The organism is Maritimibacter alkaliphilus HTCC2654, from assembly GCF_000152805.1.
Taxonomy (GTDB): domain Bacteria; phylum Pseudomonadota; class Alphaproteobacteria; order Rhodobacterales; family Rhodobacteraceae; genus Maritimibacter; species Maritimibacter alkaliphilus.
Genome location: NZ_CH902578.1, coordinates 541,210 through 556,589, shown reverse-complemented (window position 1 = coordinate 556,589; position 15,380 = coordinate 541,210). Strand labels below are relative to the sequence as shown.

Below are 15,380 nucleotides of genomic sequence, written 5' to 3'. Positions count from 1 at the left end.
TCAATAGATCAGATCGTGACCCTCGTCGCCCACCGTTTCATAGTGGCGCACCAGCGTATTCAGCGCGATCCGCAGAACGATCTTGCCCGACCGTGCCGGGAAATCGAGCCGGTCCTCGATCTCTTCCATGCCCGTTTCGTCACAGCATGACAGGATGACGGCCTCGGACAGCTCCGGGCCGAGCTTGTCGATCGCTTTGGCGAGGCTTTGGAACGCCGTCATGTGGCGCGGGATGGCGAGCGCGGTCGCGCCGCCACCCGACGGCATCGCCGGGCGGACATGCCCTTCGAGCAAGGCGCCCAGATCATCGCCGATGGCGCCCCCGGTGCGGGCGATTTCGTAGCTTTCGCGAAACCGTTCCGCCGCACGCACCATGGGTTTGGACAGAAACGCCGATCCGTCGCCGCGCTTGCGCCGGGCCAGAACCCGCAGGGGCGGCTCCGCACCCGCGGTGCGCGGCTTCTTCTGCGCTCCCTGCCCCGGTTTCGCGGTCGTTTTCGTCACCTCCGAGATCGAGGCGACCTTGCGCGACTCGTTCTGGGCCATCAGCCGGCCAAGCTCGGTCCGGCCCGACGGCGTGATCGAATAGCGGCTCAGGCGGCCCCGCGTGCGCCCTTCGATCCATTCTTTCAGGGCGAGGATTTCGGCCACGTCGCGCGGCACCACCGCGCGGCGGACGGGCCGGTCGTCTTCGACATGCGCGACGACGACGGCGTCCTCGACACCCTCGGCGATGATAAGCAGCGCGCCCGGTTCGGTCAGCGCCCGGAGCGCGCGCAGGGCTTCCCGGTCGATGCGGTCATGGTCGTTCGGTATGCGGGTCATGGTCTTCGCGGTGCCTCCGTGGCGGTCCGGTCCGCTGTCGCGGCCCGAGCCATGCCAAAGCGTTTCAAGTGACCTGAGAGCCGCGTCCGCCAGCGGATCGTCCCGCAATCCCTCGCACCGCCTGACCTGCCGCATCACCGTCGACGCATGAACGCCGGTTTCCCGCGCGATATTGCGCAGCGACGTGCCGTCTTCGACATGTGCCAGATAGGTCCGAACCGTTTCCGGCACCCAGGCCGGAAGTCGTTGGCGCGATCCGAAAGACTGCTGGGCATGTGTCCGCATGTTCTGTCCTCATCCCGTGTCGAACCGTTTCCAATCTGGAAGCGATACAACCTTAACGCGAGTCGTTATCCACAGACAATCCACAATTTGACGGTTTATCCACAGGCTCTCAACGATGCGGTCACAATGTCGCCGCATCGAATAAAGCCTTCTAAAGGCATCGCACGCAGCGCGGGGCCACGACGCAACACTCGTCTAGGTTGTGCGACAACGGCATCGAATCACGCTCAACGGAGGATACGATGCGACCCGCGATCACCCGACTCAGCCAGATGAAACGCCCGAAACTCTTGATGAAGGCCGCCCGCTTCGCGCTGGAAGGTTATGACCGCAAGCGGGCCTTGCCGCGGATTCTGGGCAAGACGCCCGCCCGCCATGACCACACCATCGACGAGCTGCTCCTGCACGAAGAACAGGTGGAAAGCCTCCGCCGGAGCGGGGGCGCGGATTATTCCCCCGCGCGGCACATCGAGTTGCTGACCGCGATCATCGCCGAGGCCCGCAGCCTCGCCGCGCCCGATCAGGTTCAGCTGTAGGCGTCGGGCATCTCGGCCTTGCGGCGCGCCACGAAGGCTTCGATGGCCTCGCGCACCGCGGGGTCCATCGCCGGTGCCTCGTATTGGCCGAGCAGCTTGCGCACCCGGACATTGGCGAGCGTCGACGAATCCCGTGCCCCTTCTTCGAACCAGGTCTCGTAGGGTTTGTAGTCGAGCACTTCAGAGCGCCAGAACGCGTCCTTGAAATTGGCCTGCGTGTGGGCGCAGCCAAGGTAGTGCCCTCCCGGCCCCACTTCGCGCAGCGCGTCCATCGCCTGCGCGTTCTCGTCGATCGCGACGCCGGCCGCGAATTTGTGGACCGTTCCGAGCTGATCGGCATCCAGCACGAATTTCTCGAAGCTCGACACCAGCCCGCCTTCGAGCCAGCCACAGGCGTGCAGCATGAAGTTGACGCCCGCATTCATCCCCATCTGAAGGCTGTTCGCGCTTTCATAGCCCGCCTGCGCATCCGGCAGTTTCGAGCCGGTGAACGCGCCGGACGAGCGGAACGGGAGCCCCATGCGGCGGGCAAGCTGCCCCGCGCCGAGCGTGATCTGCGTGGCCTCGGGCGTCCCGAAGGTCGGCGCGCCGGAGTTCATGTCGATCGAGGTCACGAAGGCGCCGAAGATCACCGGCGCGCCCTTGCGCACCAGTTGCGAATAGGCGACGCCCGCCATCACCTCGGCCAGCACCTGCGTCAGCGTGCCCGCCACCGACACGGGCGCCATCGCACCACCGACGATGAAGGGCGACACGATGCAGGCCTGATTTGCGGCGGCATACGTCTCCAACGTGCCCATCATGACGCTGTCGAAGGTGAGCGGCGAGTTGATGTTGACCAGCGAGGTCATCACCGCGTTCTGGTCGACGAACTCGGCCCCGAACAGGATCTTGGACATCTCGACGCAATCGGCGGCCCAGTCCTTGTCGGTCACGGCACCCATATAGGGCTTGTCCGACAGGGTCATGTGGGCATGGAGCATGTCGAGGTGACGTTTGTTCACCGGAACGTCCGTCGGTTCGCACAGGGTGCCGCCCGACAGGTGGACCCATTTCGACATATAGCCCAGCTTCACGAAGGTTCGGAAATCTTCGATCGTGGCGTAACGGCGCACGCCGTCCAGATCGCGCACGAAGGGCGGGCCATAGACCGGCGCGAAGACGAGATTGTTGCCGCCGATCTCGACCGACCGCTCGGGGTTTCGGGCGTGATGCGTGAAAGACGAGGGCGCGGTCTTGCACAGTTCGCGGGCGAGGCCGCGCGGTATATGAACCCGCTCCCCCCGCACGTCCGCACCCGCCGCGCGCCAACGCTCGAGCGCGCCGGGGTTTTCGGCGAAGACCACCCCGATCTCTTCCAGCACGGTTTCCGCGTTGGCTTCGATGATCGCCAAAGCCTCGTCGTTCAGAATGTCCAGCGTCGGCGTCTTGCGCACGATCACGGGGGCCGAGTCGAATCGCGGGGCCGTGCGTTCCGCGCGTCGTGCCGCGCCGCCTCCGCCCCGTGCCCGCCTTTTGCGTTCGCCGGTCGCCACTTCTTCGGACATGTCTTTCTCCGCGCTGATCCTGCCACCTGATAGCCCGCCCCAGACGCCGGGTCGGGAGGGTTTGCGACATTTGACGCGCGAAAACGACGCGGGGCCGAAGCTGGATCAGGCGGGGCCCTGAAACCGGGGGCCCCGCCTGCCCCGGCTCAGGCCGCCTGACGGTTCAGGCTGTCCTCGCCCAGTTTCGACAGTTTGCGGTCGGCGTCGTATTCCTGATCGAGATTCGCCTGCAACAGCTTGCCGACCTCGGGGTCGAGCCCAAGGGTCTTGGCCCAGGCGATCAGGGTGCCGTAGCGCGTGATCTCGTAATGCTCGACCGCCTGCGCCGCCGCGATCATGCCCGCATCACGGGTATCGGGATCGTCGGCTTCCTCCATGATCTCCTTGCCTTCGTCGAGGATCCCGTTGATCGCGTCGCAGGTGACGCCACGGGCCTTGAGCCCGAGATGCTCGAACACCTTTTCAAGGTTCTCGATCTGGGTCTCGGTTTCTTCGCGGTGATCTTCGAAGGCGGTCTTGAGGTCGTCCGAGTCGGCCTTGCGGGCCATTTTCGGCAGCGTCTTCAGCACCTGCTTTTCGGCATAGTAAATGTCGCGCAGGAAATGTTTGAACAGGGCATCTAGGGTGTTCATGGTTAGCCTCGCTAATGTTGGGGTTGGACCCGTCCGGGGGTCTGCGGCTCTAAACGAGACTGCCGGCCTCAGGGTTCCCGGCGCGTGTGTCGATTGTGGCGGATGGGCGCTTGCGCGCCTGTGGCGCGGCGCGTATTTGCTTTGCCCATGAGCATCACGGACCCGCAGCGCGATCATCAGCGCCTTCTCATCATCGACTTCGGCAGCCAGGTGACGCAGCTCATCGCGCGGCGTCTGCGCGAGTTGAACGTCTATTGCGAAATCCACCCCTACCAGAACGTGACCGATGCGTTCCTTGCCGAGTTCGCGCCGAAAGCCGTGATCTTCTCGGGCGGTCCGGCCAGCGTGATCGACGAAGGCTCGCCGCGTCCGCCGGCAAGCGTTTTCGACCTCGGGGTTCCGATCCTCGGCATCTGTTACGGCCAGCAGGTCATGATGCACATGCTGGGCGGCGAGGTTCTGCGCGGTCACGGCACCGCCGAATTCGGGCGCGCCTACGTGACCCCGACCGAAGAGCGGATCGACGCGCTGAACGGCTGGTTCATGGACGGCACGGGGCGCGAACAGGTGTGGATGAGCCACGGCGACCACGTGTCCAAGATCGCGCCGGGCTTCAAGGTCTACGGCACCTCGCCCAACGCCCCCTTCGCGATCACCGCCGATCTTGAGCGCCGGTTCTACGCCGTGCAGTTCCACCCGGAGGTGCATCACACGCCGAACGGCAAGACGCTTTACGAGAACTTCGTGCGCGACGCAGGCTTCAAGGGCGACTGGACGATGGGCGCTTACCGTGAGGAAGCGATTGCCAAGATCCGCGAACAAGTGGGGTCGTCCCACGTGATCTGCGGTCTGTCCGGTGGCGTCGACTCGTCCGTGACGGCGGTCCTGCTGCACGAGGCGATTGGCGATCAACTGACCTGCGTCTTCGTCGATCACGGCCTTCTCCGGCTCAACGAGGCCGAGGAAGTGGTCACGATGTTCCGCGACCACTACAACATGAAGCTGATCCATGCGGATGAAAGCGATCTGTTCCTTGGCGAGCTTGAGGGCGTCTCGGACCCCGAGCAGAAGCGCAAGACCATCGGCAAGCTTTTCATCGACGTATTCCAGAAATACGCGAGCGAAATCGAGGATGCCGATTTCCTCGCCCAAGGCACGCTCTACCCTGACGTGATCGAAAGCGTCTCGTTCAGTGGCGGGCCGAGCGTCACGATCAAAAGCCACCACAACGTCGGCGGTCTGCCCGAGAAGATGGGTTTGAAGCTGGTCGAACCGCTGCGCGAACTCTTCAAAGACGAGGTTCGCGCGCTTGGGCACGAGCTTGGCCTGCCTGCCAGCTTCATCGGCCGCCACCCCTTCCCCGGCCCCGGTCTCGCGATCCGCTGTCCGGGCGAGATCACGCGCGACAAGCTCGACATTCTGCGCAAGGCTGATGCGGTCTATATCGACCAGATCCGCAAGCATGGCCTTTACGACGAGATCTGGCAGGCCTTCGTCGCGATCCTGCCCGTGCGCACCGTGGGCGTCATGGGCGACGGGCGCACCTATGATTACGCCTGTGCGCTGCGCGCGGTGACCAGCGTCGACGGGATGACGGCGGATTACTATCCGTTCAGCCACGAATTCCTCGGCGAAACCGCGACGCGGATCATCAACGAAGTGCAGGGCATCAACCGCGTGACCTACGACATCACCTCGAAACCTCCGGGGACGATCGAGTGGGAGTGATGACGGTCATGCGTGATATGGCCCACACCCGGTTCAATACGTTGAAATGAACTATCGCCCCGAGATCGACGGCCTGCGATCCGTCGCGGTGGTGCCTGTCATTCTTTTCCACGCCGGCGCCTCGCTTTTCAGCGGGGGCTTCATCGGCGTCGATGTCTTTTTCGTCATCAGCGGCTACCTGATTACGACGATCCTTCTGAACGACATCGAAGCGGGTCGTTTCAGCCTCGTCACCTTTTACGAACGCCGGGCGCGGCGCATCCTGCCCGCGCTGTTCGTGGTGATGCTGGCCTGCATTCCCTTCGCCTGGGCATGGATGCTGCCCGAACAGATGGAGGAATTCGGTCGAAGCCTGATCGCGGTCGTCCTGTTCGTCTCGAATGTCCTGTTCTGGCGTGAAGCCGGGTATTTTTCCCCGGCGGCCGAGGAAAAACCGCTTCTCCATACGTGGAGCCTTGCGGTCGAAGAGCAATACTACCTTCTGTTCCCGATCCTCCTGTTTTTCGCATGGCGGCTGGGGCGCAAGGCGGCGTTCACGATCATCGGGGTCATCGCCCTTATCAGTCTTGGCCTGAGCGAAGTAGGTTGGCGCAAGGCGCCGACGGCGAACTTCTATTTGACCATATTTCGCGCGTGGGAGTTGTTCGCGGGGTCGCTCGTGGCCTTCGTGATGAGCCGCCGGACTGTCGCACCGAACCAGCTTTTTTCGCTGGCCGGGCTGGCGATGGTCATCGTCCCGATTTTCGCGTTCGACGACACGACACCCTCTCCGGGGCTCATCACGGTCGTTCCGGTCGCAGGCGTCGCGCTCATCATTCTGTTCGGCTCGGGCGACACCTTGGTGCGTCGGTTACTGGGGTCGCGCATTCCGGTCGCGATCGGTTTGGTGAGCTACAGTGCCTATCTCTGGCACCAACCCTTGTTCGCTTTCACAAGACTTCGGTACGCCGAGTCATTCGATCTGGCTTTGGGTGGCGCGCTCGTCGTGATGACCTTCGCGCTGGCGTTTCTGAGCTGGCGATATGTCGAGCGGCCCTTCCGCGACCGATCCTCCAAGACATGGACGCGACCGCGCATTTTCGCGTGGTCGGCCCTTGGGATGGTCGCACTGGCCGCTGCCGGTTTGGGCGCTCACCTGACCCAAGGGTTCGCCTCTCGCCTCAGCGAGACGGAACGCGCTTTCGTCGCGGCGCTCGACAACAGGCCGGATGACGATTTCCGGCAGGTGGCGTCACGGGCCGGATTCGGATCGGGCAAACCCAAGCTCCTCATCATCGGGGACAGCTTCGCCAAGGATCTGTACGAGGGCCTGCGCGCATCTTCGGCCGCCGATCTTTCCCGGCTCGACGTGGTTCTGGTCACCATTCCGCGTAGGTGCAAAAACGTGCTCCGCGACACCCCGGACCTTGCCGCGTTTCTCGACCCCTCGGACAAACAATGCCAGAACTGGAAGCCGCGCGTCGGTGATCCGGACCTCGATCCTCTCGTGCGCGAAGCCGATCTGACCCTCGTGCGCAGCGCATGGGATGTTCTGCCGACCCGCGAGTTGCCACGAACCTACGATCATCTCGATGCACTTGCGCCGGGGCGGGTCGCGTTTCTGGAAGCGACCACCTTCGGCGATGTGAAATACAACTCGCTGAGTGCCCTGCGCGCGCACCGAGCGGGTCGCGGATATCGACACGAACGCGTCATACACGGTGGTCGAACCCGCTCCGCCCATGATCGACCTTATCCATCAGGCCCGCTCGCGCATGACCGGGCGCGCGTATTTTCTTGTGAACGACGCCTTTTGCGAGACCGGCAAAGGGTGCCGGGTCATAGACGAGGACGGAGCGCCTTTGACCCCGGACGGCGGCCACACGACGGCGCGGGGCGAAACGATCATGGTCGAAAAGCTGTTCGACACGCCCGATTTTCGCAGGATGTGGGACACGAACCTGGGCTCACCCTAGGCAAGCCCCGGCATTTTCATTCTGCACAAGCTCTGATCGAAACCGGCCTCACCCGCTGCCTGCCGCAAAAAAATGATGCGACCCAAAGCGTTTTGGGACCACGGCGCGCAAAAGGGACCGTCGCCCGCACAACTCACTTTGTCATGTGGAAATAGCATGTTAACGAGTCGCCGACGGGCACTGGCTCCGTCTTGATTCAGACGGTGCGGAGAGGCTGCTTCGACCGTTAAGGACTTTTGTATATAGCCTGCCGTGGGGACGGAATGGCAATCAGGATTTTCAAATGCACCGCGTGCGGGCATCGTATGCGGCTTGCGAGCAATTACTGCGGATCGTGTTTCAACGAAAAGCCGGGCTGGCAGAAGCCGGGGTCGCTGATCGCGATGGCGGCCATTCCGGCCATCGTCGTCGTCGGATTTTTCGCGTTCATTATGCTTGCGGTTCCCACCGGCTGACGGCAGGGTCGCGCCATGATCGATGGCGCGAACGAGCAGGGTCTGGCCCCGACAGTGAACCCGATCCTGAGCGCCTCGCTCTGGATGCTGGGTGCGATTGCCTGTTTCACCACCATGGCCGTGGCGGGCCGCGAGGTGAGCCTCGACCACGACACCTTCGAGTTGATGTTCTACCGCTCCTCCGTCGGCATCGTCATCGTGGTGTCCGTGATTTCCGCGCGCGGGCTTTGGGGCAGCGTCGGGCGTCGCCAACTGGGCCTGCATTTCGTGCGCAACGTGTCCCATTTCACCGGGCAGAACCTGTGGTTCTACGCCGTCGGGGTGATCCCACTCGCACAGGTCTTCGCGCTCGAATTCACCTCGCCGCTCTGGGTGCTTGCGATGTCGCCGATCTTTCTGGCCGAGCGCATCACCGCGCCGCGGGCCCTGGCGGCCTTTGTGGGCTTTCTCGGCATCCTCGTCGTGACACGACCCTTTTCGGTGCAGCTCGAGCCGGGCGTGCTGGCCGCGCTGGGTGCCGCGATCGGCTTTGCTGGCTCCGCCGTGTTCACCCGCAAGCTGACCCGCACCCAAAGCCTTGCCTCGATCCTGTTCTACCTGACGACGATGCAGGCGGTCTTCGGCCTCACACTCGCGGCCATCGACGGCGACATGGCGCTGCCGTCCGCGGCCTCCGCGCCGTGGCTCGTCATCATCGGTTTCGCGGGCCTCGCCGCGCATTTCTGCCTGACCTCGGCGCTCAAACTGGCACCTGCAACGGTGGTCATGCCCATCGACTTCGCCCGCCTGCCGGTGATCGCCCTAATCGGGTGGCTGCTTTATCAGGAGCGGTTGGAGATGGCCGTGATCCTCGGCGGTGCACTGATCCTGACGGCCAACTGGATCAACATCCGGGCCAGCGTGCGCGAGGCGCGGGCGCGGGTCGGATGAGCGGTGGCGCGGGCGATCTTCGCGCCGCATACGAGGCCGAGGTTCACGCGCTCAAAGGCGAGGCACGGCGGATGCGGGCCGACGGTCACGCGCCCGAAACAATCGCACGCCATCTTCATGCCCGGCGCCGCGCGCTTGCCACTGCGTTCAAGGCGCGCACGCCCGAACCGATGCGCAGCCTGATCGAGGCCCGGACTCTGCGCGCACATGGCGACGTGGGCGGGCCGAGTATCGCCACGCTGCGCGCCCGGGGCTGTTCGTGGGAGGACATCGCGCAAAGCGCCTGCCGCCCCGGCCGCCTGACCTTCGACCCCGAACGCGGCCCGGTCCCGGCGCAGGAGCGTGACGACCGGGGTTGATCTTGCCCTGCCCGCGCCCGCCCGCTACCACACGGGGCAAGAACCACGGCAGGGACGGCGATGATCTACGAGACCGCGAAAGACTGGCGCGACGCGACGGCGAAGCGCGTGCTGCTGTTCGGCATGTCCGGGCTGGGCAAGACGCACCTGTCCAACATGCTGCGCGACGGCGGCGCGTGGTTTCATTACTCGGTCGATTACCGGATCGGCACGCGATACATGGGCGAGCTCATATCGGACAATTTCAAGTCCGAGGCGATGAAGAACCCGTTTCTGCGCGAGCTTCTGTTGACCGACAGCGTCTATATCGCGTCGAACATCACCTTCAACAACCTCGCGCCCCTTTCGACCTATCTCGGCAAACCCGGCGATCCGTCGAAACACGGATTGCCGTGGGACGTCTACATGCAGCGGCAGGCCGAGCATCGCGACGCCGAGATCAACGCCCTGCTCGACACGGTGCGTTTCGTGCGCCGCGCCAAGTCGCTTTACGGCTACGACAACTTCGTCTGCGACAGCGGCGGCTCGATCTGCGAGGTCGTGGACCCGCACGATCCAACGGACCCGGTGCTCACCGCCCTGTCGGACAATCTGCTGATGGTCTGGATCGAAGGGTCCGAGGCGCATACCGAGGAACTCGTCCGTCGGTTCATCAAGGCGCCCAAGCCGATGTATTATCAGCCCGCGTTTCTCGAAGCCTGCTGGGCCGATTACCTTGCCGAAAAGGGTCTGCGCGAAGATCAGGTGGACCCGGACGACTTCGTGCGCTCGACCTATGCCAAGGCGCTGCACCACCGCCACCCGCTCTATGCCGCGATGGCCGAGAAATGGGGGGTCAGGGTCAAGGCCGACGACGTGGCGAAGGTCCGGTCCCCCGACGACTTCGACGACCTGATCGCGGCGGCCCTTGAGGCCCGGTGATCAAAGGCTTATCTCACCCGAACCTTTCAACCGGAGCTTCCGATGCCGATCAAGATCCCTGCCGACCTGCCTGCCGCCGACGTGCTTTCGCGCGAGGGCGTCATGGTCATGTCGGAAAATCAGGCGGCGCGACAGGATATCCGGCCGCTGAAGATCGGGCTTTTGAACCTGATGCCCAAGAAGATCCAGACCGAGACGCAGTTCGCGCGTCTGATCGGGGCGACCCCGCTTCAGATCGATTTCACGCTCATCAAGATGACCGAGCACGCCTCCAAGAACACGCCCGAGGAGCATCTGGGCATGTTCTATCGCGACTTTCAGGACGTGAAGGACGAGAAGTTCGACGGGCTCATCATCACCGGCGCCCCGATCGAACATCTGCCGTTCGAGGACGTGACCTATTGGGACGAGATGGTCGAGGTCATGGACTGGACCCAGACCAATGTGCATTCCACCTTCGGCGTCTGCTGGGGCGGCATGGCGATGATCTATCATTTCCACGGGGTGCAGAAGCATATACTGCCGGAAAAAAGCTTCGGCTGCTTTCCGCAGGAAAAGCTGAAACCAAATTCGCCCTATCTGCGTGGCTTCTCGGACAGCTTCGTCATTCCCGTAAGCCGGTGGACCGAGATGAAACAGGATGAGATCGACGCAGCCGACGGGCTGACCACCCTTCTCGGGTCGCCCGAGACGGGGCCGTGTCTGGTCGAAGACCCGGCGCACCGGGCGCTCTATATCTTCAACCATTTCGAATACGACTCGGACACGTTGAAGCAGGAATACGACCGCGACACCGCCTCCGGCACGCCGATCGAGGTGCCGATCAACTACTACCCGGACGACGACCCGACCAAGCCGCCCAAGAACCGTTGGCGCAGCCATGCGCATTTGCTTTACGGCAACTGGATCAACGAGATTTACCAGACGACGCCCTACGATCAGAATGAAATTGGCACTTAGCCTTCTCCTGATCCTCGCGCTGTTCGCCTGCGCGACGATGATCCGGGTGGAAAACCGTCGGCTTGCCGCCTACCGCGCGCATCCGCCCGAGGGGCAATTCATCGTCGTGGACGGGCACCCGGTGCATTACGTCCAGATGGGCGAAGGGCCGGATCTGGTGCTGCTTCACGGCGCGTCCGGTTCGACCCGCGACTGGACCTTCGACATCGCGCCGGTGCTGGCTGAAAGCTACCGCGTCACGATCCTCGACCGTCCGGGGCTGGGCTACACCCCGCCGCTCAAACCCAATGGCGTGACCCTGTCGGAACAGACCACACTTATGGTCGAGGCCGCCCGCGCCCTGGGGGTCGAAAACCCCGTCGTCGCGGGCCAGAGCTTTGGCGGGGCCCTTGTGATGAACTGGGCGGTCTATCACCCCGACCATATCTCCGCCGCCGTCTCTATCGCCGGGGCCACGCATCCGTGGCCCGGTGGCCGCGATACGCTTTATGCCCTGCTCGCCCAACCCGTGATCGGGCCGATCATGGCGCATGTCATCTCGGCATGGCTGCCCGAAGCCTATCTGGAAGCCCAGATCAACGCGGTCTTCGCGCCGAACGATCCCCTGCCCGGATATGCCGATTACATCGGTGCGGGCATGATCCTGCTGCCCGAGCAATTCAAGGCCAATGCGCAACAGCGGCACGAACTGCTCCACCACCTCGAAGAGCAGCAGCCGCGTTATGCCGATGTCGAAATCCCGGTCGAGGTGATCCACGGCGACGCCGACACCACGGTCGGGTTGTCGGTCCATTCGGAACCGCTGGTCGAAGAGGTGCAGAACGGAAACCTGACGGTTCTCGACGGCGTTGGACACATGCCCCATCACGTCGAGATGGCGGAAACCATCGCCGCCATCGACCGCGCGGCGTTGCGCGCCGGGGTCAAATAGCCATACTGGCCTGACTGGACACGGGAGACGGCGATGGACCTGCCTTTCGACGGCGCAATCTCGAAATTCTATGCGGACGAAGCGCCCGAGGATGTGCGCAAGGCCATCGAGGGTGCGGGCAAGGACGATATGCTCGACCCGTCCTATCCTTATGCCGAAGAAATGGACAAGGACGATTACGAGGACGAGCTGGAGGCGCTTCAGCTTGAACTTGTGAAGTTGCAGGCCGATGTGAAAGCGACCGGCAAGCGTGTCGTCGTCGTGTTCGAAGGGCGCGACGCCGCTGGCAAGGGCGGCACGATCAAGCGGATGCGGATGAACCTGAACCCCCGTGTCGCGCGGGTCGTCGCACTTCCGAAACCCTCGAACCGCGAACAGGGCGAATGGTATTTCCAACGCTATGTCAGCCACTTGCCGACCGAAGGTGAGATCGTGCTCTTCGACCGCTCGTGGTACAACCGGGGTGTGGTCGAAAAGGTGTTCGGCTTCTGCGACGAGGCCGAGCGCGCGGCGTTCTTCAGGCAACTGCCGGAGTTCGAACACATGCTGGTGGACGAAGGCATCTATTTCGTGAAGCTCTGGTTGAACGTTGGCCGCGCGGAACAACTCCGCCGCTTCATGGCGCGTGAGCAGGATCCGCTAAAGCATTGGAAACTCTCATCCATCGACGTTCAGGGGCTCAGCCGTTGGCAGGCCTATTCCGATGCGATCTCGGAAACCTTCGCCAAGTCGCATTTTCCCTATGCGCCCTGGACGATCATCCGTTCCGACGACAAAAAGCGCGCCCGGCTTGCGGCCATCAAGACCGTGTTGCAGGGCATTGATTACGATAAGAAAATCCACGACGTGGCCTGTGCCCCCGACCCCAAGATCGCGGGCGGGCTGGACATCTGGGAAAGCTGACGCCGGTGCCCACGAAAAAGCGCGGATATCACCACGGCAATCTCCGGCAGGCGCTGGTCGAAGCCGCCTTGACGCTGATCGAGGAAAAGGGACCGACCGGGTTCACGCTGTCGGAAGCGGCCAAGCAGGCTGGCGTGACGCCCGCCGCCGTCTATCGCCATTTCGACGGGCGCGAAGACCTGATCGCCGAAGCCGCACGTCAGGGGTATGAGATTTTCGCGGACCTGATGGAACATGCCTATGCCAAGGGCCAGCCCTCGGCGCTGGCCTCGTTCGAGGCGACGGGGCGGGCCTATCTGGCATTTTCCCGCCGCTTTCCGGGCCATTACATCGCGATGTTCGAGTCCGGGGTGTCGATCAACAAGTCCGCCGATCTGGCCCATGTGGCGAACCGGGCGCTCGGCGTGCTCGACATGGCGGCGAACGAACTGCTGAAAGACGTGCCGCCCGAAAAACGGCCGCCGGCCCGGATGGTCTCGGCCCATATCTGGGCCATGTCGCACGGTGTCGTCGAACTTTTCGGTCGTGGCTCGCCCGGCACCAAGTCGCCGTTTCCGCCCGAGGATCTGCTGGAAAGCGGGATCGGCGTCTACTTGCGGGGCCTCGGGCTTATCAAGGCCGATAGCTAGAACGTGCCCGAGGCTTCCAATGCCTTGCCGAGTCTTGGCAGGCGGGCTTTCTTCATCAGCTTGCGGATCGTCCAATCTTCGCCCGACAGCCGGATCGCCTCGTCCAGCACGGCGCGGGCGACGGTTTCGATCGCTTCGGGTGCGTCTTCGTAAAGCCCCAGCAGAAACGGATCGGGACTTGCCAGCACCAGCCCCTCTTCGCCCAGCAATTGCCGGGGGAAGTCCTTGATGTTCAGCGTCATCAGCACGTCCGCCGAGGATGCAATGGCCGAGGCTAGAACATGCACGTCGTCGGGGTCGGGCAGCGACAGGCGGCTCATGTCGCCGTCCTTGGGCCGGAACGAGGCGCGGGGCCAGTCGGCCTCCAGCGTCGCGATTTCACCGCGCGCAAGCGCCTCCTGCCCCGGACCGAGTTTCGCCGCCGCCCGCGCCCATTCTTCGAGGATGCGGGGGCTCCACTTCGGCTCGAACAACCCCGCCTTGGCTACGCCGATCACCATCTCGCGCATCACCGTCGGGTAAAGCACGCAGGCGTCGATCAGAACCTTCATGCGGTCAGCCGGAAGAACAGCGCCTTGAGGTAGCCGCTTTCGGCAAGCGCCGGATGTTGCGGGTGGTCGGGGCCGGCAAAGCCCGTGTGGATCAATTGCGCCGCGCGTCCGCCGCGCCCGATACCCCGCACGCTGGACTTGCGGAAACTGTCGAGGTCGGCGGCGTGGGAGCAGGAGCACAGGCCCAGATAGCCGCCGGGGCCGACGAGGGGGGCCGCCAGCCGGGCGATGCGCTCATAGGCCCTGAGACCCGCGTCGAGCGCCTGTTTGTTGGGCGCAAAGGCGGGCGGGTCGCAGATAACCATGTCGAACACCTCGCCCGCTTCGCCAAGCGAGGTCAGCACGTCGAAAGCGTCGCCTTGGCGGGTGTCGAACCGGTCCGCCACGCCCGTGGCTTCGGCGCCTTGTGTGGCGAGGTCCAGCGCGGGTTGCGAGCCGTCGACGGCCAGTGCGGTGGTGGCGCCGTTCGCCAGTGCGGCGAGCGAGAAGCCCCCGACATGGCTGAAGACATCGAGCACGCGTGCGCCGTTCGAAAGCGTCGCGGCGAAGGCGTGGTTCGGACGCTGGTCGAAGAAAAGGCCCGTCTTCTGCCCGCCCAGAAGGTCGGCCATATAGGTCGCGCCGTTCATCGGCACCGGGATCGGGCCGTCGACCGCCCCGCGCTCCACCAGCGTCTCCTCGTCCAGCCCTTCGAGCCCGCGCGCCCGGCCGCTGGCGTTCTTGACCACCGTGCTCACGCCCGTGACCTCGGCCACCGCCGCCGCCAGATCGTCGAACAGCACATCGGCCCATGCCGCATTGGGCTGGATCACCGCCGTATCGCCGAAGCGGTCGATGACCACGCCGGGCAGCCCGTCGGCCTCGGCATGGATCAGGCGATAGAACGGGTCGGGGAAAAGCCGTGCACGGTGGGCGAGCGCCAGTTCGACCTTGGCGGCGAGCCACGCTTTGTCGATCACAGCGTCCGGGTCGCGGTCCAGCATCCGCGCGAAGATGCGGGAATTCGGGTTCACCGCGACAGTGCCCAGGGCCGCACGGTCCGCGTCCTCCAAACGGGCGATGGTGCCCGGCGCGATGCCCTTGGTACGCCGGTCCGTGACCAGTTCGTTGTCATAGACCCACGGTGCGCCGTGACGGATCGCGCGCGCGTTGGCTTTCGGCTTGAGGCGGATGGACGGGCGATTGCCCTTTTGCGTATCGATCATGCGCACTGCCTATCCCGTTCGCGTCCGG

The 15,380-nt window shown here is 64.0% G+C and carries 16 protein-coding genes; 11 read left to right on the top strand and 5 right to left on the bottom strand.

The annotated features are described in order from the left end of the window. Complete coding sequence (locus RB2654_RS03850; protein WP_050771928.1) at window positions 1–1,110, bottom strand: DUF6456 domain-containing protein; 1,110 nt, start codon at window positions 1,108–1,110, stop codon at window positions 1–3. Window positions 1,111–1,352: 242 nt separating this feature from the next. Here RB2654_RS03850 and RB2654_RS03845 point away from each other — a divergent pair, with 242 nt between their 5' ends. Then, window positions 1,353–1,646, top strand: coding sequence for a DUF6477 family protein (locus RB2654_RS03845; protein ID WP_008328790.1), 294 nt, complete (start codon window positions 1,353–1,355; stop codon window positions 1,644–1,646). Here RB2654_RS03845 and RB2654_RS03840 read toward each other — a convergent pair. Next, a complete protein-coding gene (locus RB2654_RS03840) occupies window positions 1,637–3,193 on the bottom strand; it encodes a trimethylamine methyltransferase family protein (protein WP_008328789.1) in 1,557 nt (518 codons plus the stop codon). The genes RB2654_RS03845 and RB2654_RS03840 overlap by 10 nt on opposite strands. A 146-nt stretch (window positions 3,194–3,339) precedes the next feature. Continuing rightward, window positions 3,340–3,825: a YciE/YciF ferroxidase family protein gene (locus tag RB2654_RS03835; RefSeq protein ID WP_008328788.1), complete on the bottom strand. Its 486-nt coding sequence runs from the start codon at window positions 3,823–3,825 to the stop codon at window positions 3,340–3,342. A 147-nt stretch (window positions 3,826–3,972) separates the two neighbouring features. Here RB2654_RS03835 and guaA point away from each other — a divergent pair, with 147 nt between their 5' ends. The 10 genes from guaA to RB2654_RS03790 all read left to right on the top strand — a co-directional run bounded on the left by guaA (window position 3,973) and on the right by RB2654_RS03790 (window position 13,596). Next, entirely contained in the window at window positions 3,973–5,553 is a 1,581-nt protein-coding gene (gene guaA / locus RB2654_RS03830; protein WP_008328787.1) for a glutamine-hydrolyzing GMP synthase, read from the top strand. 46 nt (window positions 5,554–5,599) lie between these two features. After that, window positions 5,600–7,663 (top strand): acyltransferase family protein, encoded by a 2,064-nt coding sequence (locus tag RB2654_RS22760; RefSeq protein ID WP_008328771.1) that lies wholly within the window; start codon window positions 5,600–5,602, stop codon window positions 7,661–7,663. Between the two features lie 150 nt (window positions 7,664–7,813). Further along, the gene (locus tag RB2654_RS23300) at window positions 7,814–7,963 is read left to right on the top strand and encodes a hypothetical protein (RefSeq protein ID WP_008328770.1); all 150 of its coding nucleotides are present in this window, start codon (window positions 7,814–7,816) and stop codon (window positions 7,961–7,963) included. 15 nt (window positions 7,964–7,978) lie between these two features. Next, complete coding sequence (locus RB2654_RS03820) at window positions 7,979–8,893, top strand: DMT family transporter (protein ID WP_008328769.1); 915 nt, start codon at window positions 7,979–7,981, stop codon at window positions 8,891–8,893. After that, complete coding sequence (locus RB2654_RS03815; protein WP_008328768.1) at window positions 8,890–9,252, top strand: hypothetical protein; 363 nt, start codon at window positions 8,890–8,892, stop codon at window positions 9,250–9,252. The genes RB2654_RS03820 and RB2654_RS03815 overlap by 4 nt, the downstream gene beginning before the upstream one ends. A 60-nt stretch (window positions 9,253–9,312) precedes the next feature. Next, the gene (locus RB2654_RS03810; protein WP_008328767.1) at window positions 9,313–10,173 is read left to right on the top strand and encodes a hypothetical protein; all 861 of its coding nucleotides are present in this window, start codon (window positions 9,313–9,315) and stop codon (window positions 10,171–10,173) included. Window positions 10,174–10,215: 42 nt separating this feature from the next. Further along, complete coding sequence (gene metA, locus RB2654_RS03805; protein WP_008328766.1) at window positions 10,216–11,133, top strand: homoserine O-acetyltransferase MetA; 918 nt, start codon at window positions 10,216–10,218, stop codon at window positions 11,131–11,133. Then, a complete protein-coding gene (locus tag RB2654_RS03800; RefSeq protein WP_008328765.1) occupies window positions 11,117–12,064 on the top strand; it encodes an alpha/beta fold hydrolase in 948 nt (315 codons plus the stop codon). The genes metA and RB2654_RS03800 overlap by 17 nt, the downstream gene beginning before the upstream one ends. Before the next feature lie 33 nt (window positions 12,065–12,097). Then, window positions 12,098–12,967, top strand: a complete 870-nt coding sequence (gene ppk2 / locus RB2654_RS03795; protein WP_008328764.1) for a polyphosphate kinase 2 — start codon at window positions 12,098–12,100, stop codon at window positions 12,965–12,967. A 5-nt stretch (window positions 12,968–12,972) separates the two neighbouring features. Continuing rightward, window positions 12,973–13,596, top strand: a complete 624-nt coding sequence (locus tag RB2654_RS03790; RefSeq protein ID WP_008328763.1) for a TetR/AcrR family transcriptional regulator — start codon at window positions 12,973–12,975, stop codon at window positions 13,594–13,596. Here the strand turns inward: RB2654_RS03790 and RB2654_RS03785 are convergent. Together RB2654_RS03785 and RB2654_RS03780 are read right to left on the bottom strand one after the other, a co-directional pair. Further along, window positions 13,593–14,147 carry an RSP_2648 family PIN domain-containing protein gene (locus RB2654_RS03785; protein WP_008328762.1) on the bottom strand — a complete coding sequence of 185 codons (555 nt, stop codon included), beginning with the start codon at window positions 14,145–14,147 and terminating at the stop codon, window positions 13,593–13,595. The two genes, RB2654_RS03790 and RB2654_RS03785, sit on opposite strands and share 4 nt — an antisense overlap. Then, window positions 14,144–15,352, bottom strand: a complete 1,209-nt coding sequence (locus tag RB2654_RS03780; RefSeq protein ID WP_008328761.1) for an RSP_2647 family RNA methyltransferase — start codon at window positions 15,350–15,352, stop codon at window positions 14,144–14,146. Before RB2654_RS03780 ends, RB2654_RS03785 begins: the two co-directional genes overlap by 4 nt. Window positions 15,353–15,380 lie beyond the last annotated feature (28 nt).

What these genes read in the sequence shown, in the direction of transcription:
- RB2654_RS03810 (WP_008328767.1), top strand. Translation starts at nt 9,313, where the DNA reads ATGATCTACGAGACCGCGAAAGACTGGCGCGACGCGACGGCGAAGCGC.
- RB2654_RS03800 (WP_008328765.1), top strand. Translation starts at nt 11,117, where the DNA reads ATGAAATTGGCACTTAGCCTTCTCCTGATCCTCGCGCTGTTCGCCTGC.
- RB2654_RS03835 (WP_008328788.1), bottom strand. Translation starts at nt 3,825, where the DNA reads ATGAACACCCTAGATGCCCTGTTCAAACATTTCCTGCGCGACATTTAC.
- RB2654_RS03785 (WP_008328762.1), bottom strand. Translation starts at nt 14,147, where the DNA reads ATGAAGGTTCTGATCGACGCCTGCGTGCTTTACCCGACGGTGATGCGC.
- RB2654_RS03850 (WP_050771928.1), bottom strand. Translation starts at nt 1,110, where the DNA reads ATGCGGACACATGCCCAGCAGTCTTTCGGATCGCGCCAACGACTTCCG.
- metA (WP_008328766.1), top strand. Translation starts at nt 10,216, where the DNA reads ATGCCGATCAAGATCCCTGCCGACCTGCCTGCCGCCGACGTGCTTTCG.
- RB2654_RS22760 (WP_008328771.1), top strand. Translation starts at nt 5,600, where the DNA reads ATGAACTATCGCCCCGAGATCGACGGCCTGCGATCCGTCGCGGTGGTG.
- ppk2 (WP_008328764.1), top strand. Translation starts at nt 12,098, where the DNA reads ATGGACCTGCCTTTCGACGGCGCAATCTCGAAATTCTATGCGGACGAA.
- RB2654_RS03815 (WP_008328768.1), top strand. Translation starts at nt 8,890, where the DNA reads ATGAGCGGTGGCGCGGGCGATCTTCGCGCCGCATACGAGGCCGAGGTT.
- guaA (WP_008328787.1), top strand. Translation starts at nt 3,973, where the DNA reads ATGAGCATCACGGACCCGCAGCGCGATCATCAGCGCCTTCTCATCATC.
- RB2654_RS23300 (WP_008328770.1), top strand. Translation starts at nt 7,814, where the DNA reads ATGCGGCTTGCGAGCAATTACTGCGGATCGTGTTTCAACGAAAAGCCG.
- RB2654_RS03840 (WP_008328789.1), bottom strand. Translation starts at nt 3,193, where the DNA reads ATGTCCGAAGAAGTGGCGACCGGCGAACGCAAAAGGCGGGCACGGGGC.
- RB2654_RS03780 (WP_008328761.1), bottom strand. Translation starts at nt 15,352, where the DNA reads ATGATCGATACGCAAAAGGGCAATCGCCCGTCCATCCGCCTCAAGCCG.
- RB2654_RS03845 (WP_008328790.1), top strand. Translation starts at nt 1,353, where the DNA reads ATGCGACCCGCGATCACCCGACTCAGCCAGATGAAACGCCCGAAACTC.
- RB2654_RS03820 (WP_008328769.1), top strand. Translation starts at nt 7,979, where the DNA reads ATGATCGATGGCGCGAACGAGCAGGGTCTGGCCCCGACAGTGAACCCG.